This window comes from Pseudomonas sp. Soil_N_39 (assembly GCF_057655955.1).
The window spans coordinates 1-18422 of record NZ_JBDGLI010000018.1 but is presented as its reverse complement, the minus strand read 5'-3'; the positions used below and the strand labels follow the sequence as shown (position 1 = coordinate 18422).

Annotated in this window: 18 protein-coding genes; 3 read left to right on the top strand and 15 right to left on the bottom strand. The window is 63.1% G+C overall.

Annotated features, from left to right (window positions below; all coding sequences use genetic code 11):
* Window positions 1–8: 8 nt before the first annotated feature.
* The 11 genes from AC3A5O_RS22840 to AC3A5O_RS22790 form a co-directional block, all read right to left on the bottom strand.
* Complete coding sequence (locus AC3A5O_RS22840) at window positions 9–980, bottom strand: XdhC family protein (protein WP_487753762.1); 972 nt, start codon at window positions 978–980, stop codon at window positions 9–11.
* A complete protein-coding gene (locus AC3A5O_RS22835; RefSeq protein ID WP_487753761.1) occupies window positions 980–3295 on the bottom strand; it encodes a xanthine dehydrogenase family protein molybdopterin-binding subunit in 2316 nt (771 codons plus the stop codon). The genes AC3A5O_RS22840 and AC3A5O_RS22835 overlap by 1 nt, the downstream gene beginning before the upstream one ends.
* A complete protein-coding gene (locus AC3A5O_RS22830; RefSeq protein ID WP_122565898.1) occupies window positions 3292–3762 on the bottom strand; it encodes a (2Fe-2S)-binding protein in 471 nt (156 codons plus the stop codon). The genes AC3A5O_RS22835 and AC3A5O_RS22830 overlap by 4 nt, the downstream gene beginning before the upstream one ends.
* 265 nt (window positions 3763–4027) lie before the next feature.
* Entirely contained in the window at window positions 4028–5047 is a 1020-nt protein-coding gene (gene murB, locus AC3A5O_RS22825; protein WP_122565899.1) for a UDP-N-acetylmuramate dehydrogenase, read from the bottom strand.
* Window positions 5044–5508, bottom strand: coding sequence for a low molecular weight protein-tyrosine-phosphatase (locus AC3A5O_RS22820; protein ID WP_122565900.1), 465 nt, complete (start codon window positions 5506–5508; stop codon window positions 5044–5046). Before AC3A5O_RS22820 ends, murB begins: the two co-directional genes overlap by 4 nt.
* Window positions 5508–6272, bottom strand: a complete 765-nt coding sequence (gene kdsB / locus AC3A5O_RS22815) for a 3-deoxy-manno-octulosonate cytidylyltransferase (protein WP_122565901.1) — start codon at window positions 6270–6272, stop codon at window positions 5508–5510. Before kdsB ends, AC3A5O_RS22820 begins: the two co-directional genes overlap by 1 nt.
* Window positions 6269–6454: a Trm112 family protein gene (locus AC3A5O_RS22810; RefSeq protein WP_003179363.1), complete on the bottom strand. Its 186-nt coding sequence runs from the start codon at window positions 6452–6454 to the stop codon at window positions 6269–6271. The genes kdsB and AC3A5O_RS22810 overlap by 4 nt, the downstream gene beginning before the upstream one ends.
* Window positions 6455–6477: 23 nt before the next feature.
* Window positions 6478–7488, bottom strand: coding sequence for a tetraacyldisaccharide 4'-kinase (lpxK, locus tag AC3A5O_RS22805; RefSeq protein ID WP_487753760.1), 1011 nt, complete (start codon window positions 7486–7488; stop codon window positions 6478–6480).
* Window positions 7488–7916 (bottom strand): ExbD/TolR family protein, encoded by a 429-nt coding sequence (locus AC3A5O_RS22800; protein ID WP_053123850.1) that lies wholly within the window; start codon window positions 7914–7916, stop codon window positions 7488–7490. The genes lpxK and AC3A5O_RS22800 overlap by 1 nt, the downstream gene beginning before the upstream one ends.
* Window positions 7913–8548: a MotA/TolQ/ExbB proton channel family protein gene (locus tag AC3A5O_RS22795; RefSeq protein WP_025214875.1), complete on the bottom strand. Its 636-nt coding sequence runs from the start codon at window positions 8546–8548 to the stop codon at window positions 7913–7915. Before AC3A5O_RS22795 ends, AC3A5O_RS22800 begins: the two co-directional genes overlap by 4 nt.
* Before the next feature lie 95 nt (window positions 8549–8643).
* Window positions 8644–10890 (bottom strand): DNA internalization-related competence protein ComEC/Rec2, encoded by a 2247-nt coding sequence (locus AC3A5O_RS22790; protein WP_460082518.1) that lies wholly within the window; start codon window positions 10888–10890, stop codon window positions 8644–8646.
* Window positions 10891–11034: 144 nt separating this feature from the next.
* On the opposite strand from AC3A5O_RS22790, the gene AC3A5O_RS22785 reads away from it, so the two are divergent.
* Window positions 11035–11550 carry a DUF2062 domain-containing protein gene (locus tag AC3A5O_RS22785; RefSeq protein ID WP_122565904.1) on the top strand — a complete coding sequence of 172 codons (516 nt, stop codon included), beginning with the start codon at window positions 11035–11037 and terminating at the stop codon, window positions 11548–11550.
* Window positions 11551–11728: 178 nt separating this feature from the next.
* Here the strand turns inward: AC3A5O_RS22785 and AC3A5O_RS22780 are convergent, their stop codons facing one another.
* The 4 genes from AC3A5O_RS22780 to AC3A5O_RS22765 form a co-directional block, all read right to left on the bottom strand.
* Window positions 11729–12508 (bottom strand): ABC transporter permease, encoded by a 780-nt coding sequence (locus AC3A5O_RS22780; protein ID WP_041476072.1) that lies wholly within the window; start codon window positions 12506–12508, stop codon window positions 11729–11731.
* A gap of 2 nt (window positions 12509–12510) precedes the next feature.
* The gene (locus AC3A5O_RS22775; protein ID WP_122565905.1) at window positions 12511–13443 is read right to left on the bottom strand and encodes an ABC transporter ATP-binding protein; all 933 of its coding nucleotides are present in this window, start codon (window positions 13441–13443) and stop codon (window positions 12511–12513) included.
* A gap of 135 nt (window positions 13444–13578) precedes the next feature.
* Window positions 13579–14202, bottom strand: coding sequence for a glutathione S-transferase family protein (locus AC3A5O_RS22770; RefSeq protein WP_487753759.1), 624 nt, complete (start codon window positions 14200–14202; stop codon window positions 13579–13581).
* 44 nt (window positions 14203–14246) lie between these two features.
* A complete protein-coding gene (locus AC3A5O_RS22765) occupies window positions 14247–14906 on the bottom strand; it encodes a transglutaminase-like domain-containing protein (RefSeq protein WP_487753758.1) in 660 nt (219 codons plus the stop codon).
* A gap of 436 nt (window positions 14907–15342) precedes the next feature.
* Between AC3A5O_RS22765 and AC3A5O_RS22760 the strand changes: the two genes are divergently transcribed.
* Window positions 15343–17790 carry an acyl-CoA dehydrogenase gene (locus tag AC3A5O_RS22760; RefSeq protein ID WP_487753757.1) on the top strand — a complete coding sequence of 816 codons (2448 nt, stop codon included), beginning with the start codon at window positions 15343–15345 and terminating at the stop codon, window positions 17788–17790.
* An 89-nt stretch (window positions 17791–17879) separates the two neighbouring features.
* Window positions 17880–18287, top strand: coding sequence for a PA2817 family protein (locus tag AC3A5O_RS22755; RefSeq protein ID WP_003179340.1), 408 nt, complete (start codon window positions 17880–17882; stop codon window positions 18285–18287).
* Window positions 18288–18422 lie beyond the last annotated feature (135 nt).

The window sequence follows — 18422 nt, the reverse complement described above, 5'->3', positions numbered from 1 at the left end:
CCCACGGCTTACAGCGTTTTTTTCTGCCGCGGTGCCACGCCATTTTTGATCGCCACGATTTCGGCCAGCAGCGACAAGGCGATTTCCGCCGGGGTGTGGCTGCCGATGTGCAAGCCGATCGGTCCATACAAGCGGCCAATCGCCTCTGCAGACAAGCCTAGCTGAGCCAGGTTGTCCCGACGTTTCTGGCTGTTGACCCGCGAACCCAGGGCACCGACATAAAAAGCCTTGGAGTCCAGGGCCGTGAGCAGCGCCATGTCGTCCAGGCGTGGATCATGGGTCAAGGCCACAATGGCCGTGCGCTCGTCGGTCTGGATGCTCAACACGGCTTCGTCGGGCATCCCCGAGACGAAGCGCCCATGCTGCTCTTCCCAACCATAGACAAACTCCTTGCGCGGATCGCAAATCAGCACTTCGAAGTCCAGCAGTCGGGCCATTTCCGCCACGTAGCGCGACAATTGTCCGGCGCCGATCAGCAATAGCCGCCAACGTGGGCCGTAAATGGCCCGCAGCACCTGCCCATCGAACACCAGGGCGTCGGTCTTGCTGGCCGAGACCAGGACCACACTGCCGGTGGTGATCGTCAGCTCACGGGCGACGATCTCATGGGCCTCGCAGCGCTCCAGCAGCTCTGCGACCCAGTGCGGATCGCCCACCCGCTCTTCGGTCAGGCGCAACGTACCGCCGCACGGCAGGCCGAAGCGCGCCGCTTCTTCGCGGGTGACGCCATAGGTGATCAGTTGCACCGGCGGACCGTCCGCAGGAATGCGGCCGTCGTGCAACCGGGCGATCAGGTCATCTTCGACACAACCGCCCGACACCGAACCGATCACCACGCCATCTTCGCGCAGGGCCAGCATCGCCCCCGGCGGCCTGGGCGCGGTGCCCCAGGTCTGGACCACGGTGAACAACACCACCCGCTGCCCGGCGCGGCGCCACTCCAGCACGCTGCGCAGGACGTTCAGATCGACGCTGTCCATCAGGCCTTGGCCTGTTGCCAGCCTTGCAGCTGATAGCGCACAGGCAGATTACGGATACGCTGACCGGTGGCGGCGAAAATGGCGTTGCACAGGGCCGGCGCAATCGGCGGCACGCCCGGCTCGCCGACACCGCCCAACGGCACCTCCCCCGGCGGCGTGACCAGGTGCACGGCCACTTCCTTGGGCGCCAGGGACATGCGCGCCACCTCGTACATGTGGAAGTTGTCCTGCTGCACCTTGCCGTCCTTGAAGCTGATTTCACCCACCATCGCATTGCCCAGGCCCATGACGCAGGCGCCCTCGAACTGGGAGCGGATGCGCTCGGGGTTGATCTGCGGGCCGCAGTCTACGGCAATGTCCGCCTTGTGCACGATCACCGTACCATCGTCCTTGACCTCCACCTCGAGCACCGCCGCCACGTAAGTGACAAAGCTGTAGTGCACCGCCAGCCCCAGGCCACGGCCCTTGGGCAGCTCCCGCCCCCAACCGGCGGCCTTCGCGGCGGTTTCCAGCACCGTGCGAATCCGCGCCGTATCAATCGGGTAACGCTCAGGGGATTCGCCGTAGTTCCATTCTTCGCTCAAGGTGCGCGGATCGATCTTACGATCCGGCCCGAGCAATTTGACCTGGTACTTCAGCGGATCCTGGCCGGCCTTGTGGGCCAGTTCGTCGATGAAACTCTGGATCGCAAAACCATGGGGAATGTTCGACACCGAGCGGTACCAGCCCACCCGGGCATGGGCCACCGCTTCGGGGTTTTCCAGGCGCAGGTTGGGGACGGCGTAGGCCATGTTGGTCACGCCCATACCTATTTCGAACGGCGCCTCGTGAGTCATGCCCGGTGCAAACAGTGCGGTGATGCTCGGGGCTACGGTGCGGTGCAGCCAACCGGACGGCATGCCGTCCTTGTTCAGGCCAGCCTTGAGGTATTCGGCCGATACGGTATGGAAATACGAGTGGTGAATATCGTCCTCGCGGGTCCATTGCACCCGTATTGGCTGGCCTGGAAATTCCTTGGCCAGCACCGCCGCTTCGACGACAAAGTCAGGTTTGGACTTGCGTCCGAAACCGCCGCCCAGCAACGTGATGTTCACCGTGACTTTCTCGAAAGGAATGCCCAGGCGTTCGGCGACACGCTCACGGGTCACCTGCGGCGCCTGGCTCGGTGCCCAGGCCTCGCATTGGCCGTCCTTGAACCGGGCAACAGCAACCATCGGCTCCATGGGGGACTGTGACAAATGCGGCAAGTAATACGACGCTTCCAACGTCGAATCAGCCGTGGCCAACGCGTCGTCGAGATCACCGCTGCTGCGCACGACTTTTCCGGGTTTGAGGGCCGCCGCTTCCAGCTCCTTGCGATAGGCAATGGAGTCATAACCGGCATTCGGGCCGTCGTCCCACTGGATTTTCAGCGCCTCGCGGCCCTTGATCGCCGCCCCGGTGTTCTTCGCCACCACCGCCACGCCGCCCAACGGCTGGAACTCCGAAGGCAGCGGGCGCCCTTCGATCTGCACCACCTTGACCACGCCCGGTACCTTCAGCGCCGCGCTGCTGTCCACGCTCTTGACCTTGCCGCCATAGACCGGCGGGCGCGCGATGACCGCATAGAGCATGCCGTCGAAATGCACATCGGCACCAAACACGGCACGACCGTTGACGATGTCCGCGCCATCGATGGCCCGGCTCGCTTCCTTGCCGATGTAGCGGAACTCGGACGGCTGCTTGAGACGCAAGCTGTCACGGGCCGGCACTGGCAAGGCACTGGCGGCGGCGGCCAATTCGCCGTAACCCAGTTCACGCCCCGAAGGCTGGTGCAGCACTTTGTGCAGTTGCGCACGGCATTCACTCACCGGCACCTTCCACTGCGCAGCGGCGGCCAGTTCCAGCATGGTCCGGGCGGCGGCCCCGCAACGGCGCATCGGTTCGTACCAGTGACGCATGCTGCGCGAACCGTCGGTGTCCTGGTTGCCGAAACGCGCCTCATCGGCCGGCGCTTGCTTGACCTTGACAAGCGCCCAGTCAGCATCCAGTTCGTCGGCGACCACCATACTCAGGCTGGTGCGCACGCCCTGGCCCATTTCCGAACGGTTGCAGATCACGGTCACGCTGCCATCGGTGGCAATGCTGACGTAAACCTTCGGGTCGTCGACCGCACCATGGGGCATGCCCTCGGCGCCGAATTTCTTTTCCTCGGCAAAGGCATCCGGCAGGCCCCACGTGGCCGCCAGCACCAGCACGCCGGTGGCGCTCGCGCCCTTGAGGAAACCACGGCGGCTGAGATTGCTCAGCACGAAATCATCGGGCAAGCGGCTCATGCCTTGGCCTCCTTCAGGTGAGTGGAAGCCTGGCGGATCGCGGTCTTGATCCGGTTGTAGGTGCCGCAGCGGCAGAGGTTGCCGACCATGGCTTCTTCGATTTGCTCATCGCTCGGGTTGGGGTTGGTCTTGAGCAAGGCGGTAGCAGACATGATCTGTCCGCCCTGGCAGTAACCGCACTGAGCCACCGCAGTGTCGAGCCAGGCCTTCTGGACGACTTGCCCGACCGGGTCGGCGTGAAGCCCGTCGATGGTGCTGACGTCCTGCCCTTTCACCGAGCCGATTGGCGTGATGCAACTGCGCGCCGGGGCGCCGTCGATGTGGATGGTGCAGGCGCCACACAGGCCCATGCCGCAGCCGAATTTGGTGCCGTTGTAACCGGCCACATCCCGGATAGCCCACAGCAGCGGCATGTCCTCGGTCACATCCAGTTGATGGTCTTTTCCATTGAGTTTCAGGGTAATCATGGGCACGCCCGCATAGTTATCGAGTTATGGGGTCGAGCAATCTGCCGCTTAGGTAACGGTTCGGTTGTCGCAGACTGGCTCAGGCTGATCGGGCTCTCTTATGCAAACGCACGCAGGCGTCTGCATCGGGCCTTTGGGATGCGATGGTCGCATCGTTAGCGAACTAAATTAACCCAGGATCAAGCAAAACGCCCTGCACAATCCTGCACAAATACTCGTGTGCAGGGTGTACAGGGCGCTTTTTCAGGTGCTGCGTGGAGACGGCTCAGTACCGATTGGGTTCCATTTCCAACTCGACCTGGAAACGTTCGGCAATGTCTTTCTGGATGCGCAGGGCCAGGTCCAACAGTTGCGGGCCCGTGGCGTTGCCGTAGTTGACCAGCACCAACGCCTGCAACTTATGCACACCGGCATCACCCTCACGAAAGCCCTTCCAGCCGGCCCGTTCGATCAGCCAGCCGGCGGCGATTTTCATCTGCCCCCCAGGCTGTGGATAAGCCACCAGATCGGGGTACTGCTGCTTGAGGTGTGCCACGTGCGTGGCCGGCACCAGCGGATTCTTGAAGAAGCTGCCGGCATTGCCCAGCACGGCCGGGTCGGGGAGTTTTTCGCTGCGGATGCTGCAGATGGCCCGGCTCACATCCGTGGGCGTCGGCTGATCGATGCCTTGTTCGGTCAATCGCTGGCGGACTGGGCCGTACTCCAGGTGCAAGTGCGCGGCGCGACTGAGGGCGAAACGCACCCGCAGGATCAACCAGCGTCCCGCCTGCTGCTTGAACACGCTGTCGCGGTAGGCAAAACAGCACTCTTCCAAGGTGAACTCACGCAGTTCACCGGTCAGGCGATCCAGCGCGGTGAGGCCAGCGAAGACATCCTTGATCTCCACGCCATAGGCGCCAATGTTTTGCATCGGTGCCGCACCGACTGTACCGGGAATCAGGCTGAGGTTTTCCAGGCCCGACCAGCCTTGCGCCAGCGTGTGCTGGACGAAGGGATGCCAGGGTTCCCCGGCTTCGGCCTCGACCACCACCTGCTCACCGTTATCGCTGAGCAGGCGGATCCCCTGGCTGGCCATGCGCACCACCAAGGCGTCGATGTCGCCGGTCAGCAACAGGTTGCTGCCACCGCCGATCACCAGCAACGGCACGGCATGCTCGCTGGCATAGGCCAAGGCCTGGCGAACATCGCCATCGTCGTGGGCTTCGGCGAATAACCGGGCGCTGACGTCCACGCCAAAGCTGTTGAAGGGCTTGAGGCTGACGCCCGCCCGTACCTGCAAGGTCATAACCGCCCCTTCAATTCGATCACCAGGCGATCCGTGGCGCGCTCGATCAGGTCCAGCACCTGCTCGAAGCCCTGCTCGCCGTCGTAGTACGGGTCCGGCACATCGTCGATTTCGGCTTCGTAGCGCCGCAGGAACAGATCCAACTCGGCCTTGCCATTGGCCGGTTGCAGGGCCTGGAGATTGCGCAGGTTGCTGCTGTCCATCGCCAGGATCAGGTCATAGGCGGCGAAGTCGGCGCGCGTCACCTGTTGCGCGCGCTGGGCCGACAAGTCGTAGCCACGCCTCAGGGCGGCGGCCTGGCTGCGCTTGTCCGGCGCCTTACCGACATGCCAGTCACCGGTACCGGCGGAAGCGACTTCCACCTGCCCGGCCAGCCCGGCCTCGCGCAACTTGTGGCGCAAGATGCCTTCGGCGGTAGGCGAGCGGCAAATATTGCCGAGGCAGACGAACAGGACCCGCATCAGGCCTCCAGCAGGCGACGAACGCGCTCGAGGTCTTCGGCCGTGTCGACACCGGTCGGCGGGGCGATCAGCGCATCGGCGACATGGATCCGCACGCCATGCCACAGGGCTCGCAACTGTTCCAGGGCTTCAGTGTTTTCCAGCCAGCACGGGCCCCAGGCGACGAAGTCCTGGAGAAAGCCGGCGCGGTAGGCGTAGATGCCGATATGACGGCGGTACGGCACGCCCTCCGGCAGCACGTCGCGGTCTTGGGCGAATGCGTCCCGCGCCCAGGGCAACGTCGAACGGCTGAAGGACAACGCCAGGCCATTGAGGTCGCTGACCACCTTGACCACGTTAGGGTTGAACAGGGTTTGCACATCCTCGATCGGCTCGGCCAGGGTGGCCATGCGCGCTTCGGTGTGGGCCGCAAGGTTGGCGGCGACCTGATCGATCACGCTCGGCGGGATCAACGGCTCGTCACCTTGCACATTGACGATGATCGCGTCGGCGGCAAGACCGAGCTTCGCCGCGACCTCCGCCAGGCGATCAGTGCCGGAATTATGGTCTTCGCGAGTCAGCACGACCTCGGCGCCAAAGCCTTTGCAGGCCTCGACGATCCGCGCATCGTCAGTCGCCACCACCACGCGCTGGGCGCTGCTTTTACAGGCCTGTTCCCAGACGTGCTGGATCATCGGCTTGCCGGCGATCGACAGCAACGGTTTGCCGGGCAGGCGCGTCGAGGCAAAGCGCGACGGAATGACAACGGTAAAGGCGGTGGTCATTTATCCAGGCGCTCGTCGGTGGTCAGGGTGCGGGCTTCGCTTTCGAGCATCACCGGGATGCCGTCGCGAATCGGGTAGGCCAGGCCGGCGCCCTTGCTGATCAGTTCGGTCTTGTCAGCGCTGAGCTTGAGCGGGCCTTTGCAGACCGGGCAGGCCAGAATATCGAGCAGTTTGGTGTCCATGGAATTCCCCTTGGTAAAAGGTGTTAAGGCACGAGCCGATCCGGTAACAGGCGCATCAATTGCGCATCGAACCAGGCCACAAAGGCCGGCGACGGCGCGGCGTCCACCGCCAGGTACCACCAGTCAGGCGCGGCGAAAGCACGGCATTTGACCGCGTCTTTTTCCGTCATGACCACCGGCAGGGATGGCGTGAAGTTCAAGGCTTGGGCGCTGTATTCGGCATGGTCGGCAAACCCGTGCGGTATTGGCCGCCAGTGTAGCGTTTCGAGGGTCTTGAAGAAACGCTGGGGGTTGCCGATGCCGGCCACGGCGTGCAGGGCCTGGCCGGGTGGAAAATGGTCGAGAGGACGGCGCTCGCCACTGGCCAGGTTCACCAGTTCGGTGGGAAGCAATTGGAAGGCGAAGCCGTCTTCGCGGTCGGTACTGGAGCCGTTGTACAGCACGGCGTCGACCGATTGCAGGCGCTCGACCGGTTCGCGCAGCGGCCCGGCGGGCAGGCAACGGCGGTTGCCCAGGCCGCGAGCGCTGTCGATCAGCACCAGTTCAAGGTCCCGGGCCAGCCGATAATGCTGCATGCCGTCGTCGGACAGGATCAGGTCCAGCGGTTCGCTCTCCACCAGCGCCTGGACCGCGCGGCTGCGATCGGGATCGATCATCAACGGCACGCCCGTGCGCTGGACGATCAGCAGCGGCTCGTCCCCCGCGACGTCGGCACCCTGCTCGGCCCTGACCCGCCACGGCAGTTGCGGCGGCTTGGCACCATAGCCCCGGCTGACCACCCCGACCCGCAAGCCACTGCGCTGGCAGTGCTGGATCATCCACAGGATCAACGGCGTCTTGCCAGTGCCACCCACCGTGATGTTGCCCACCACCACCAACGGCACGGGGGGCTGGTAGATCTGGCCTTCACCCGCCAGGAAACGCTCGCGCTTGCCCACCACCACCCGCCGGTACAACCACTCCAGCGGCCGCAGCAGGGTCAGGGCCGGGTGGCCTTCATACCACGCGGCAAGCAATCGATCGGACATGGCCATCAGGGTGCGGGCGCCGCCTCGACCGTGGTCATGCGCAGATGGCTGAAACCGAGCTTGCCGGCCGCGTCCATGGCGGTGATCACCGATTGATGAGGGGTCTTGCCGTCGGCGCTGATGGACAGCGGCAGGTTGGTATCGCCGCCGGACTCTTTCTGCAGGGCCTCGATCAGGCTCGCCAGGTCGCTCTTGGGCAGCAACTGGTTATTCACCGAGAACGCCCCTTCGGCGCTGATGGTGACTTCGAGGTTCTTCAGTTGCTGGTCTTCGGCCGGCGAGCCGCTGACGGCTTGCGGCAATTCAACCTTGAGCTGGGTTTCCCGGGTGAACGTGGTGGTCACGACGAAAAACAGCAACAGGATGAACACCACGTCGATCAGCGACGCGAGGTTGATCTCGATGTTTTCCCGTGGCTTGCGGCGGAATTTCACTGCTTGCCCCCAGCCAGGTCCACGTCACGATCACCCTGCACCACCTCGACCAGCTTGATGGCTTCCTGCTCCATGCCGACCACCAGCTCGTCGACGCGGCGTTGCAGGAACCGATGGAAGAACACGGCAGGGATACCGACCATCAGGCCGGCGGCGGTGGTGATCAGGGCCTTGGAAATCCCGCCCGCCAGTACCGCGGCATTCGTGGTCATGCCGGAGCCGGTAAACGCGCTGAAGATGTCGATCATGCCCAGCACCGTTCCCAGCAGGCCCAGCAGCGGGGACATGGCGGCGATGGTGCCCAGGGTACTGATGTAGCGTTCCAGTTCATGGATGACCCGGGCGGCGGCTTCCTCTATGCACTCCTTCATGATCTCGCGACCATGCTTGGAGTTCGCCAGGCCAGCGGCGAGGACCTCCCCGAGCGGCGAGCTGGCCCGCAGCTCCTTGAGCTTGTCCTTGTTCAGCTGCTTGTCCTTGATCCAGACCCAGACCTGCCCGAGCAGATGCTCCGGGGTCACGCGGCTGGCACGCAGGGTCCACAGGCGTTCGGCAACGATACCCAGTGCCGCGATGGAACTCAGAATGATCGGCAACATCATCCAGCCGCCGGATTTGACCAATTCCCACACAGTGACTGCCCCCTCGAAAAAGTGCGCCACTTTATCACACAGACTCGCCTTGCAGACCCGCCCCGCCGATAAGCGCATCAGCCAACTGCGCTGGATCAATGTTGCCTCGGTGTCCCGACAGCGGGCGGATCGCGCCAGTAGCGTCGGTGCCCAGCCTCGGTGCGTGGTAATTCGAACGCGCCCAGTTGCAGACGAATGGCGCCCTGCTCGGCGCTGTCGTAGGTCGCCAGGCCCAAGCGACGGTAGCGGGCCATCACCTGGGGATGGGGATGGCCGAACGCATTGCCCTGCCCGCGGGAGATCAACACCGAATGCGGCTTGAGGCGCGACAACAATGCCATCGATGACGAACTGCGGCTGCCGTGATGAGGTGCGGCCAGCCACTGGATCGGTAGCGCCAGGGCCTCGTCAAGCAAGGCGCGCTCGGCAGGGGTGTCGATGTCGCCGGTCAACAGCAGGCGTTCTCCGCCAGCCTCCACCAGCAGGACGCAGGACTTCTGGTTGCTTTCAACGGCAGAGGCCCAGCGCCACAACTCGAATCCGACCCCATCCCATTCCCATCGCCTGCCGCTGTCGCAAGGCCCGGCCTGCAATTCGTCGGGCAGCGCGTCGGGATCGCCGCTGATGACTTCCATCGTCGGCAGTCCCTTGCGCACGGCCAGGGCACCGCCGGCATGATCGGCGTCGGCATGGCTGAGGAGCATCAGGTCCAAGCCGCGCACACCCAGTTTGCGCAAGGTCGGCAGTACGACGCGCTCGCCCACATCGGCCTCGCCAAAGCGCGGCCCGGCGTCGTAAAGCAGGCTGTGATGCCGGGTGCGTACCAGCACCGCCAAGCCTTGGCCCACGTCCAGTTGCCAGACCTCGGCGTGCCCTTGCGGCAGGTGTTCTCGCGGTGGAAACACCATCAGCAACATCATCGGCCACCCCAGCACACGCAGCGGCACGCCTTTGGGCAACAGCAGCAAGAAAGCCCCCAGCGCGGCGATGCCCAGGGCCCAGGGCGGGACCGCAACAGGGACCCAGGCGGGCATTCGTCCGGCCATCAGCCCCAGCCCTTTGAACAACAGATCGAGCAACCCGCCGGCGATCCACAGCAGGCCTTCACCGATGAGCGGCACCGGTAACAACGCCGTGCCGAGCAGCGCTGGCGGCAAGACCAGCAGGCTGATCCAGGGCACCGCGAGCAAGTTCACCAGTGGCCCGCTGAGGCTGACCGGCAAGCCCACGATCAACAGCAACGGACACAGGCCGACCGCAACCAGCCACTGGGCACGGGTCCAGGTTTGCCACCAGCGCCAGGGCCCAAGGCGAGCGCCAAAGGTGAACATCAATATGGCGACGGCCGCAAACGACAACCAGAACCCCGGCCGCAGGCTGGCGAGCGGGTCGAACACCAGCACCCCGACGAAGGCCAGCAGCCATGCCCACCACGGATCCGGCTGTTTGAAGCGCAAGCGCCACAGCAACACCAGGCCGATCATCGCGCAGGCCCGTCGCACCGGCACCTCGAAACCGGCGAGCAGGCCGTAGCCCAGGGCGGCGCAAAAGGCCAGCGCACACGCCCAAGGCAACCACGCCAGCCCCGTCGGCCACAGGCCATAACGCGCCGCACCGGCCACCAACAGGTACACCAGGCCGGCGAGCAGGCCGATGTGTTGCCCGGAGATCACCAGCAAATGGACCGTGCCGGTGTCTTGCAAAACCTGCCAGTCCTCGCGGCTCAGCCCACCCCCGTCGCCCAGGACCAATGCCGCCAGCGCACCGGAGCGGCCGTGGGTGTCGACCTGTGCCAGCGCCTGGCGCACCTCGTCACGCCAGGCGCCCCGGGCTGCTTGCAGCAGACGCCCCTCCTTGACGGTACCGGTCGCGCCAATGCCACGGCTCAACAACCAGGCGGCATAGTCGAAGCCGTGCGGGTTCAGCAGCCCGGCAGGCCGCTTGAGCTTCACTGCCAATCGCCAGCGTTCGCCGCTGTTGACGGGCGGGCCACCGAACCAGGCGAGGCGCATCGTTGTCGGTAATCGGGTACGACGTGAATGGGCATCGGCCAGTTCGAAGCGCACCACGCCGTCGCCCTGTTGCGGCAAACCGACGACGCGCCCTTCAACCCAACGGGTTTCTCCGTCCAGGGCGGCGGGTAATCGATTGTCCAGCGCCCACTGCGCCGACAGGCAGGCCCAGGCCAGCCCGAACAGGAAAAAACCCGTCGCGTAGGTTCGAAATGGCAACGCCATCAATGCCAGCACCGGCATGGCTGCAATCAGCCACAACGGCGGCAGTGCCGGTAAAAAAATCGGGGCCACCAGCCCCAGTGCAAGCGCGACTAACCCTGTGCGCATAACCCGTCCTTGAGAGTGCCCTCTTCAGGCATAGACGGTTCGCGGCACCGCTGGCGTTATCAATTGTCACAAAGTCTGAATCTGCCAGCCGTAGAATCCAGACATACTTGCGGCTTTACTGCGTTGAACCGACCGAGAAGCCTTATGCCCCGGCGCCTATTCAAACGTTACATGCCAGACCCAGAGAGCATTCGGGAACATAAATCCTTACGTTTTCTCGGCACCCTGCTGCACGATCCCAACCTTTGGCACCTCAATCGACACTCCGTGGCCCGGGCGATGGCGGTTGGCCTGTTTGCCGCGTTCTTGCCGATCCCATTGCAGATGTTGCTGGCCGCCGCGTTGGCCGTCACGGTGCGCGGCAATATGCCGATTGCGGTGAGCCTGGTGTGGCTGACCAATCCGATCACCATGCCGGCGGTGTTTTTCTGCACCTACCAGACCGGTGCCTGGCTGATGGACGTGCCTGCCCGGACACTGCCCGAAGAGCTGACCTGGGAATGGATCAGCGGCCAGTTGTCCACCTTGTGGCAGCCGTTCCTGCTCGGCTCGGTGGTGACCGGCCTGGTGCTCGGCGCCCTGGCCTACTTCGTCACCATGAGTTACTGGCGCTGGTGGGTGACCCGACAGTGGAAGCGGCGCAAGAAAAGCCGGATGTGAGATGCAAAAAAGGCCTCCTGGGATGGAGGCCTTTTTTGTGGCCACAAATCTGCGACCTCATGAAGATCAATGTAGGAGCGAGCTTGCTCGCGATAGCGGTATGTCAGTCAATAGGTTATTGAATGATCTGACGCCATCGCGAGCAAGCTCGCTCCCACAAGGGGTCAGGGGTTAAAGCTTAGGTACGCATCCCCCGCCCGCTGACCAGCAACCGCGCGCAACCGAGGTAAAGCACCACGGTTGCCACCAGCATGAAGGTGATGGCGATGCTGATCTTGATGTCCGATACCCCGAGGATGCCGTAGCGGAACGCGTTGACCATGTGCAGCACCGGGTTGGCCAGGGACACGGTCTGCCAGAACGGCGGCAACAGGGAGATGGAGTAGAACACCCCGCCCAGGTAGGTCAGCGGCGTGAGCACGAACGTCGGGATGATGGAGATGTCATCGAAGTTGCGTGCAAACACGGCATTGATGAAACCCAGCAGCGAAAAGATCGTGGCCGTGAGCACCACCACCAAGACCGTCACCCCCAGGTGATGCACCTGCAAATCGGTGAAGAACAACGACAGCAGGGTCACGATAAGGCCCACCGCCAGGCCGCGCAGCACGCCGCCCAAGGTGTAGCCGATGAGGATCGTATGGGGCGACACCGGCGAGACCATCAGCTCCTCGATCGAACGCTGGAACTTGCTGCCGAAAAAACTCGACACCACGTTGCCATAGGAGTTGGTGATCACCGACATCATGATCAGCCCCGGCACGATGTAGTCCATGTACGTGAAGCCACCCATGTCGCCGATCTGCCGCCCGATCAGGTTACCGAAGATCACGAAGTACAGGACCATGGTGATGGCCGGCGGCAGCAGGGTCTGCGGCCAGATCCGCATGAAACGCCGGACTTCACGGTAAACGATGGTATTGAGGGCGATGAGGTTGGGGCGCAGTTCGGAACTCATGCTCATACCGCCACCTTCGCCAGATTTTTCTCCACCAGGGACACGAACAACTCCTCGAGGCGATTGGTTTTGTTGCGCAGGCTCAGCACTTCAATGTTTTGCAGGGCCAGTTGGGTGAACAGCCCGGTGATGCCCACGGCTTTGTCCACCTGCACTTCCAGGGTATGGCTGTCCACCAGGCGAGCCGGATAACCGATGAGCTGGGGCGCGGTCTTCAGGTCGTGTTTCAGGTCCAGCAGGAAAGTTTCCACATGCAGTTGGCTGAGCAACTGGCGCATGCTGGTGTTCTCGACAATGGTGCCGTGGTCGATGATGCCGATGTTGCGGCACAACTGCTCAGCCTCTTCCAGGTAATGGGTGGTGAGGATGATGGTGATGCCTTTCTGGTTCAGCTCGGTCAGGAAGCTCCACATCGAGCGACGCAGCTCGATGTCCACGCCGGCGGTCGGTTCGTCGAGGATCAGCAGGCGCGGTTCATGCACCAGCGCGCGGGCGATCATCAGGCGTCGCTTCATGCCGCCGGACAGTGAACGGGACGGCACGTCACGCTTGTCCCACAGGCCCAATTGGGTCAGGTACTGCTCGGCGCGCTCGTTGGCGACCTTCGGCGGGATGCCGTAGTAACCGGCCTGGGTCACAACGATGTCGAAGGTCTTTTCGAACTGGTTGAAGTTGAATTCCTGGGGCACCACGCCGATGCAGCGCTTGAGGGCGGCGGGCTCGCGGTCCAGGTCATGACCAAAGACGTTCACCGTGCCGCTGGTCTTGTTCACCAGCGTGGAAAGAATGCCAATGGTGGTGGATTTGCCGGCACCGTTAGGGCCGAGCAAGGCGAAGAAATCACCTTCGGCGACGTCCAGATCGATACCACTCAAGGCCTGGAAACCGTTGCCGTAGGTTTTGGTTAGCTGCCGGATGGACAGAGCGGAACTCATATCGGATTACGCACCAAGAAGGGAAGGAAGAAAAGAATAGATAAGGGCGGGCGGCGAGCAATGCAACACAGCGCACGAAGGCCATGGTGCTTGGCGTCGCCGCACAAGTACAGTCAAGTGTGTCGATAGTAAGTATTAAGTCAACGCGGTCATGACGGCTTTGCGGTAGGCCGGGCGCTGCTGCAACCGCGCGTACCAGGCCTGTACGCCAGGCCGCTCGGCGCGCTGGATGGGCATCTCGAACCAGGCATAAATGAAACTGCCCAGGGGAATGTCGCCCATGCCGATTTCATCACCCGACAGGTAAGGTTGTTCACTCAAGGTCTGTTCGACCATAGCCAGTAAATCGTCGCACTCCTTGATCGCCGCATTGATGGCCGCCCAGTCCTGTTGTTCGGCCGGGGTACGCAAGACGCCCCAGAACACCGTGCGAAACGGTGCGGCGAAGCTGGACGTGGTCCAGTCCATCCATTTTTCAGCCTGGGCCCGAGCCTGTACGTCAGCGGGATACCAGGCCGAACCCGACGCATGGCGAGCTGCCAGGTAACGCACGATGGTGTTGGACTCCCACAACACAAAGCCGTCGTCCTCGATCATCGGCACGCGGCCATTGGGATTTTTCGCACGGTACTCGGGCGTGTCCACCACACCGAACGCCCCGCCCGCATCGATGGCCTCGTAGGCCAGCCCCAACTCTTCTGCGCACCACAACGCCTTGCGCACATTCGATGAATTTTTCCGGCCCCATATCTTCAGCATCACGGCGTCCTCGATGGATAAATGCCGCAGCAGCATACGCCGGATCAAGCGTGACTCAAATCGCCCTGCATGTCGCCGAGCAAGAGCGGTACCTGCTCGCCGAACAGGTGCGGATAGCACTTCTCCAGGTGTTCGAAGAAGAATGCCTCGGGCACATCGGCGAACTGGCCATGGTCGGTGATGTACTCCATCAGCTTCGCCCCTTGCCGATTGAACGGGTGGAAGACGCTGTCGTGGCGACCGTCGAATTCGAGCGGGGCCACGTCGAACAACGCGCACAAGCCCTGGTTGAAAGCCGGCGTGGCCTTGACCCAGCGGTCATTCAGGTACAGCTCGGTATAACCGTGCATGGCGAACACGTCGCTCCTGAGCAGCTCCAGCAGACGCGGGGTGGACAGGTGATTGCGCACATCCGCCAGGCCGATACGCGCCGGGATGCCGCAATGCCGGGCGCAGCCGGCCAGCAAGGTGGCCTTGGGCACGCAATAGCTTTCACTTGCAGCCAGCGCGTAACTGCCGCGCAGGGTCCCCGGGTCGCGACTGAAGGTATAGGGGTTGTAGCGCACCGCCTCGCGCACGGCGTAATACAGGCTGACCGCCTGGGCCAGCGGGTCGTGGTCGGCGCCGCGGTGAGTTTCGGCGAAGTCGATGACCGCGGGGTGATCGCTGTCGATGAAGCGGCTAGGGGTCAGGTATTGCTGCATAAAAGGAAGGCCTCTGGAGAAACATCCCCCTCAGGGTCGAACTCGGTCTTTGTGGCGAGGGGATTTATCCCCGCTGGACGCGAAGCGGCCCTAAACCTGACACCTCGGTGTGCCAGGCAGATTGAGTGGGCCTGCCTTGGGGCGGCTTCGCAGCCCAGCGGGGATAAATCCCCTCGCCACAAGTACTGTGTTCGACTGGGGCTGACTGTGTCCGAGTTTATCCCCAGCCCTCGGCCCAGCGATAATGGCATTCCGGCCAAACAATGGCGTTTTCTCACCTTGTTAACGAACGATTTCCCACGGCTGTTGCCAACCAGACTGGCGCAATACATCCAGGGTTTCCCACGAAATCAATCACATCGCGCTGACCGCCGGTTTTGCAGATGCCGTCTAAGCTCTGAAGGTCGGTTTTGCCTTGGTTCACGGAGGATTACATATGCTGTTGTTGTGGATACTGGTCCTGGTCGTCGGGATCGCCTGGCTGGCGCATCGGCGCACCGCCCCGCTACCCGCGCTGGGTATCGTCGCGGTCTACCTGTTGGCCATGGGCATTTTCAGCCATGCGCCCGGCTGGCTGTTGCTGATCCTCTGGATGGTGCTCGCGGCTGTCGCCGCCCCGCTGCTGCTACCGGACCTGCGCCGCAAATACTTCAGTGCACCCATGTTCGAGTGGTTCCAGAAAACCCTGCCGCCCATGTCCGAGACCGAGCGCGACGCCATCGATGCCGGCACGGTGTGGTGGGACGGCGAACTGTTCAGCGGCCGCCCGGACTGGGACTTGCTGCTGGCCTACCCCAAGGTGCAACTGACCGAGGAAGAGCAGGCGTTCCTCGACGGCCCTACCGAAGCCCTCTGCGCGATGGTCAGCGACTGGCAGATCGGCCAGGCCATGGACCTGCCACCTGAAGCCTGGGCCCATATCAAGGAGCACGGCTTCTTCGCGCTGATCATTCCCAAGGAATACGGCGGCAAGGGTTTTTCCGCCTATGCCCACTCCCAGGTGGCGATGAAACTGGCCACCCGCAGTGGCGACCTGGCCTCCACCGTGATGGTCCCCAACTCCCTCGGCCCGGCGGAACTGCTGCTGCACTACGGCACAGACGAGCAACGCGACCATTACCTGCCGCGACTGGCCCGAGGCGACGATATCCCCTGCTTCGCCCTGACCGGACCGCTAGCCGGCTCGGACGCCGGGGCGATGCCCGACACAGGCATCATCTGCAAGGGTGAATGGGAGGGCCAGGAAACCCTCGGCCTGCGCCTGAACTGGGAAAAGCGCTACATCACCCTCGGCCCGGTGGCCACCCTCCTGGGCCTGGCCTTCAAGGCGTATGACCCCGACCACCTGCTGGGTGACGAAGAAGACCTGGGCATCAGCCTCGCCCTGATTCCCACTGACACCCCTGGCGTGCAGATCGGCCGCCGTCACCTGCCCCTCGGCGCCGCGTTCATGAACGGCCCGAACTGGGGCAAGGACGTGTTCATTCCACTGGACTTCCTCATCGGCGGCCAGGCCATGCTCGGCAAGGGCTGGATGATGTTGATGAACTGCCTGTCGGTCGGGCGCTCGATTTCCCTGCCGGCGGTGGGCACCGGTGCGGCGAAGTTCACCAGCCTGGTGACGGGCCAGTACGCCCAGGTACGCGAGCAATTCAACGTACCGTTGTCGGCGTTCGAAGGCATCCAGGAAGCCATGGCGCGTATCGGTGGCAACGCCTGGATGATGGATGCGGCACGCATGCTGACCGCCAACGCGGTGGACCTGGGGGAAAAACCCTCGGTGCTGTCGGCCATCCTCAAGTACCACCTGACCGAACGCGGTCGCGAGTGCATCAGCCACGCCATGGATGTGCATGGCGGCAAAGGCATCATCATGGGCCCGAACAATTACCTGGGTCGCAGTTGGCAAGGTGCACCAATCTTCATCACGGTCGAAGGCGCGAACATTCTGTCGCGCAACCTGATGATCTTCGGCCAGGGCGCCATTCGCTGTCATCCGTTCGTCCTCAAGGAAATGGCCCTGGCCACCCGTGAAGACAAGGACCAGGCGCTGGTCGAGTTCGACGCCTTGTTGCTCAAGCACATCGGTTTCGCGATCAGCAATGCCGCCAGCACCCTGGTGCTGAACCTGGGCCTGGGGCATTTCGAGAGGGCCCCCGGCAATGCCTTGAGCCAGGGTTATTTCCGCGCCCTCAACCGGCAGGCGGCGGCATTCGCCCTGCTGGCGGACTTGAGCATGATGCTGCTGGGAGGGGAACTCAAACGTCGCGAACGCCTGTCGGCCCGCCTGGGCGACGTCTTGAGCAACCTGTACCTGGCGTCCGCCGCGCTCAAGCGTTATCACGACCTGGATTCGCCGGACCACATGACGCCGCTGTTCACCTGGGCCATGGAGGAAAGCCTCGGCCAGTCGGAACGTGCGCTGGATGAGTTGCTGAGCAACTTCCCGAACCGGGTACTGGGTTGCCTGTTGCGCCTGGTGGTGTTCCCCTTCGGCCGTCGTCACAAGGGTCCGAGCGACAGACTCGACGCCGAGGTGGCCGCAGTCATCGGCCGGCCCAAAGGTGACCCGACCCTCGAAGAGTTGTTGCAGGGCTGCTATCGCCCGCAATCGACCGATGATCCGGTGGGCGCCCTGCAACACGCCGCCGACCTGCTGGCGGCCGCCCATCCGCTGCACAAGAAACTGCACGGTGCACTCAAGCAGGGTCAGCTCAATCCGGCACCTGGCGAACCACTCATCGATGCGGCCCTGGAGGCCGGCGTGCTGCAAGCCGGTGAAGCGCAGACCTTGCGCGCGGCCGAGGCGGCGCGGCGCAAAGTCATCGACGTGGATGATTTCGATAAGGCCGAATTGACGCTGGCGCAGGACAAGGTCCGTTGATCCTGACGGCCAGCTACGCTCGTCAACTATAAAAGCGGGCGCAAGGGCTTTATACTCCTGCGCCCGTTTTGCTCTTGAGGACTTATCTCGTGTCCAACATCGTTGCCGATCACCTTGTCTTGCTTGACCACTTGCGCAGCATCCTGGTCGCCGTGGGTGAAGCCGAACAGGTGCCCGAAGAAAGCCACGCGTTATTCCTGGAGCGCTTTGACGAGTTGCGCGCACAATTGCCCGTCGACCCGATCGAAAGCCAATACCTGGGCCAGGACCTCCTGTGCCAAGTGATCGTCCGTTATCCACAAATCGCCCACCTGGTGCCTCGCGACCTGCTCTGGTACTTCGCCGGTGACTGCCTGCACTACATGCCTGACGAAGAAATCGCCCTGTACCAGGCCCTGGAAGAACGTCGTTTCGAAGCCGAGCAGAACGACGAGCCTTTCGACTGGAACCAGGAAAAGCAACTGCTGGCGATGTCGGACCAGGACAGCAAGCACTGATTGCGATCCGTCATGCAAAGGCCCGCACGGTTAACCCGGCGGGCCTTTTTTTGGTCTTTGTCTCGTCCTGAATAAGGTTTACACCTTCTGACCTATCCTCAGGAGGAACCAATGGATTCAGGAAGAAGGCGTAGT

Bases quoted from the DNA above. Each gene is read 5' to 3' on its own strand.
- murB (WP_122565899.1), bottom strand. From the start codon at position 5,047: ATGACCTTGCAGGTACGGGCGGGCGTCAGCCTCAAGCCCTTCAACAGC.
- AC3A5O_RS22790 (WP_460082518.1), bottom strand. From the start codon at position 10,890: ATGCGCACAGGGTTAGTCGCGCTTGCACTGGGGCTGGTGGCCCCGATT.
- AC3A5O_RS22785 (WP_122565904.1), top strand. From the start codon at position 11,035: ATGCCCCGGCGCCTATTCAAACGTTACATGCCAGACCCAGAGAGCATT.
- AC3A5O_RS22810 (WP_003179363.1), bottom strand. From the start codon at position 6,454: ATGGACACCAAACTGCTCGATATTCTGGCCTGCCCGGTCTGCAAAGGC.
- AC3A5O_RS22770 (WP_487753759.1), bottom strand. From the start codon at position 14,202: ATGCTGAAGATATGGGGCCGGAAAAATTCATCGAATGTGCGCAAGGCG.
- AC3A5O_RS22780 (WP_041476072.1), bottom strand. From the start codon at position 12,508: ATGAGTTCCGAACTGCGCCCCAACCTCATCGCCCTCAATACCATCGTT.
- AC3A5O_RS22840 (WP_487753762.1), bottom strand. From the start codon at position 980: ATGGACAGCGTCGATCTGAACGTCCTGCGCAGCGTGCTGGAGTGGCGC.
- AC3A5O_RS22775 (WP_122565905.1), bottom strand. From the start codon at position 13,443: ATGAGTTCCGCTCTGTCCATCCGGCAGCTAACCAAAACCTACGGCAAC.
- AC3A5O_RS22835 (WP_487753761.1), bottom strand. From the start codon at position 3,295: ATGAGCCGCTTGCCCGATGATTTCGTGCTGAGCAATCTCAGCCGCCGT.
- kdsB (WP_122565901.1), bottom strand. From the start codon at position 6,272: ATGACCACCGCCTTTACCGTTGTCATTCCGTCGCGCTTTGCCTCGACG.
- AC3A5O_RS22765 (WP_487753758.1), bottom strand. From the start codon at position 14,906: ATGCAGCAATACCTGACCCCTAGCCGCTTCATCGACAGCGATCACCCC.
- lpxK (WP_487753760.1), bottom strand. From the start codon at position 7,488: ATGGCCATGTCCGATCGATTGCTTGCCGCGTGGTATGAAGGCCACCCG.
- AC3A5O_RS22830 (WP_122565898.1), bottom strand. From the start codon at position 3,762: ATGATTACCCTGAAACTCAATGGAAAAGACCATCAACTGGATGTGACC.
- AC3A5O_RS22820 (WP_122565900.1), bottom strand. From the start codon at position 5,508: ATGCGGGTCCTGTTCGTCTGCCTCGGCAATATTTGCCGCTCGCCTACC.
- AC3A5O_RS22760 (WP_487753757.1), top strand. From the start codon at position 15,343: ATGCTGTTGTTGTGGATACTGGTCCTGGTCGTCGGGATCGCCTGGCTG.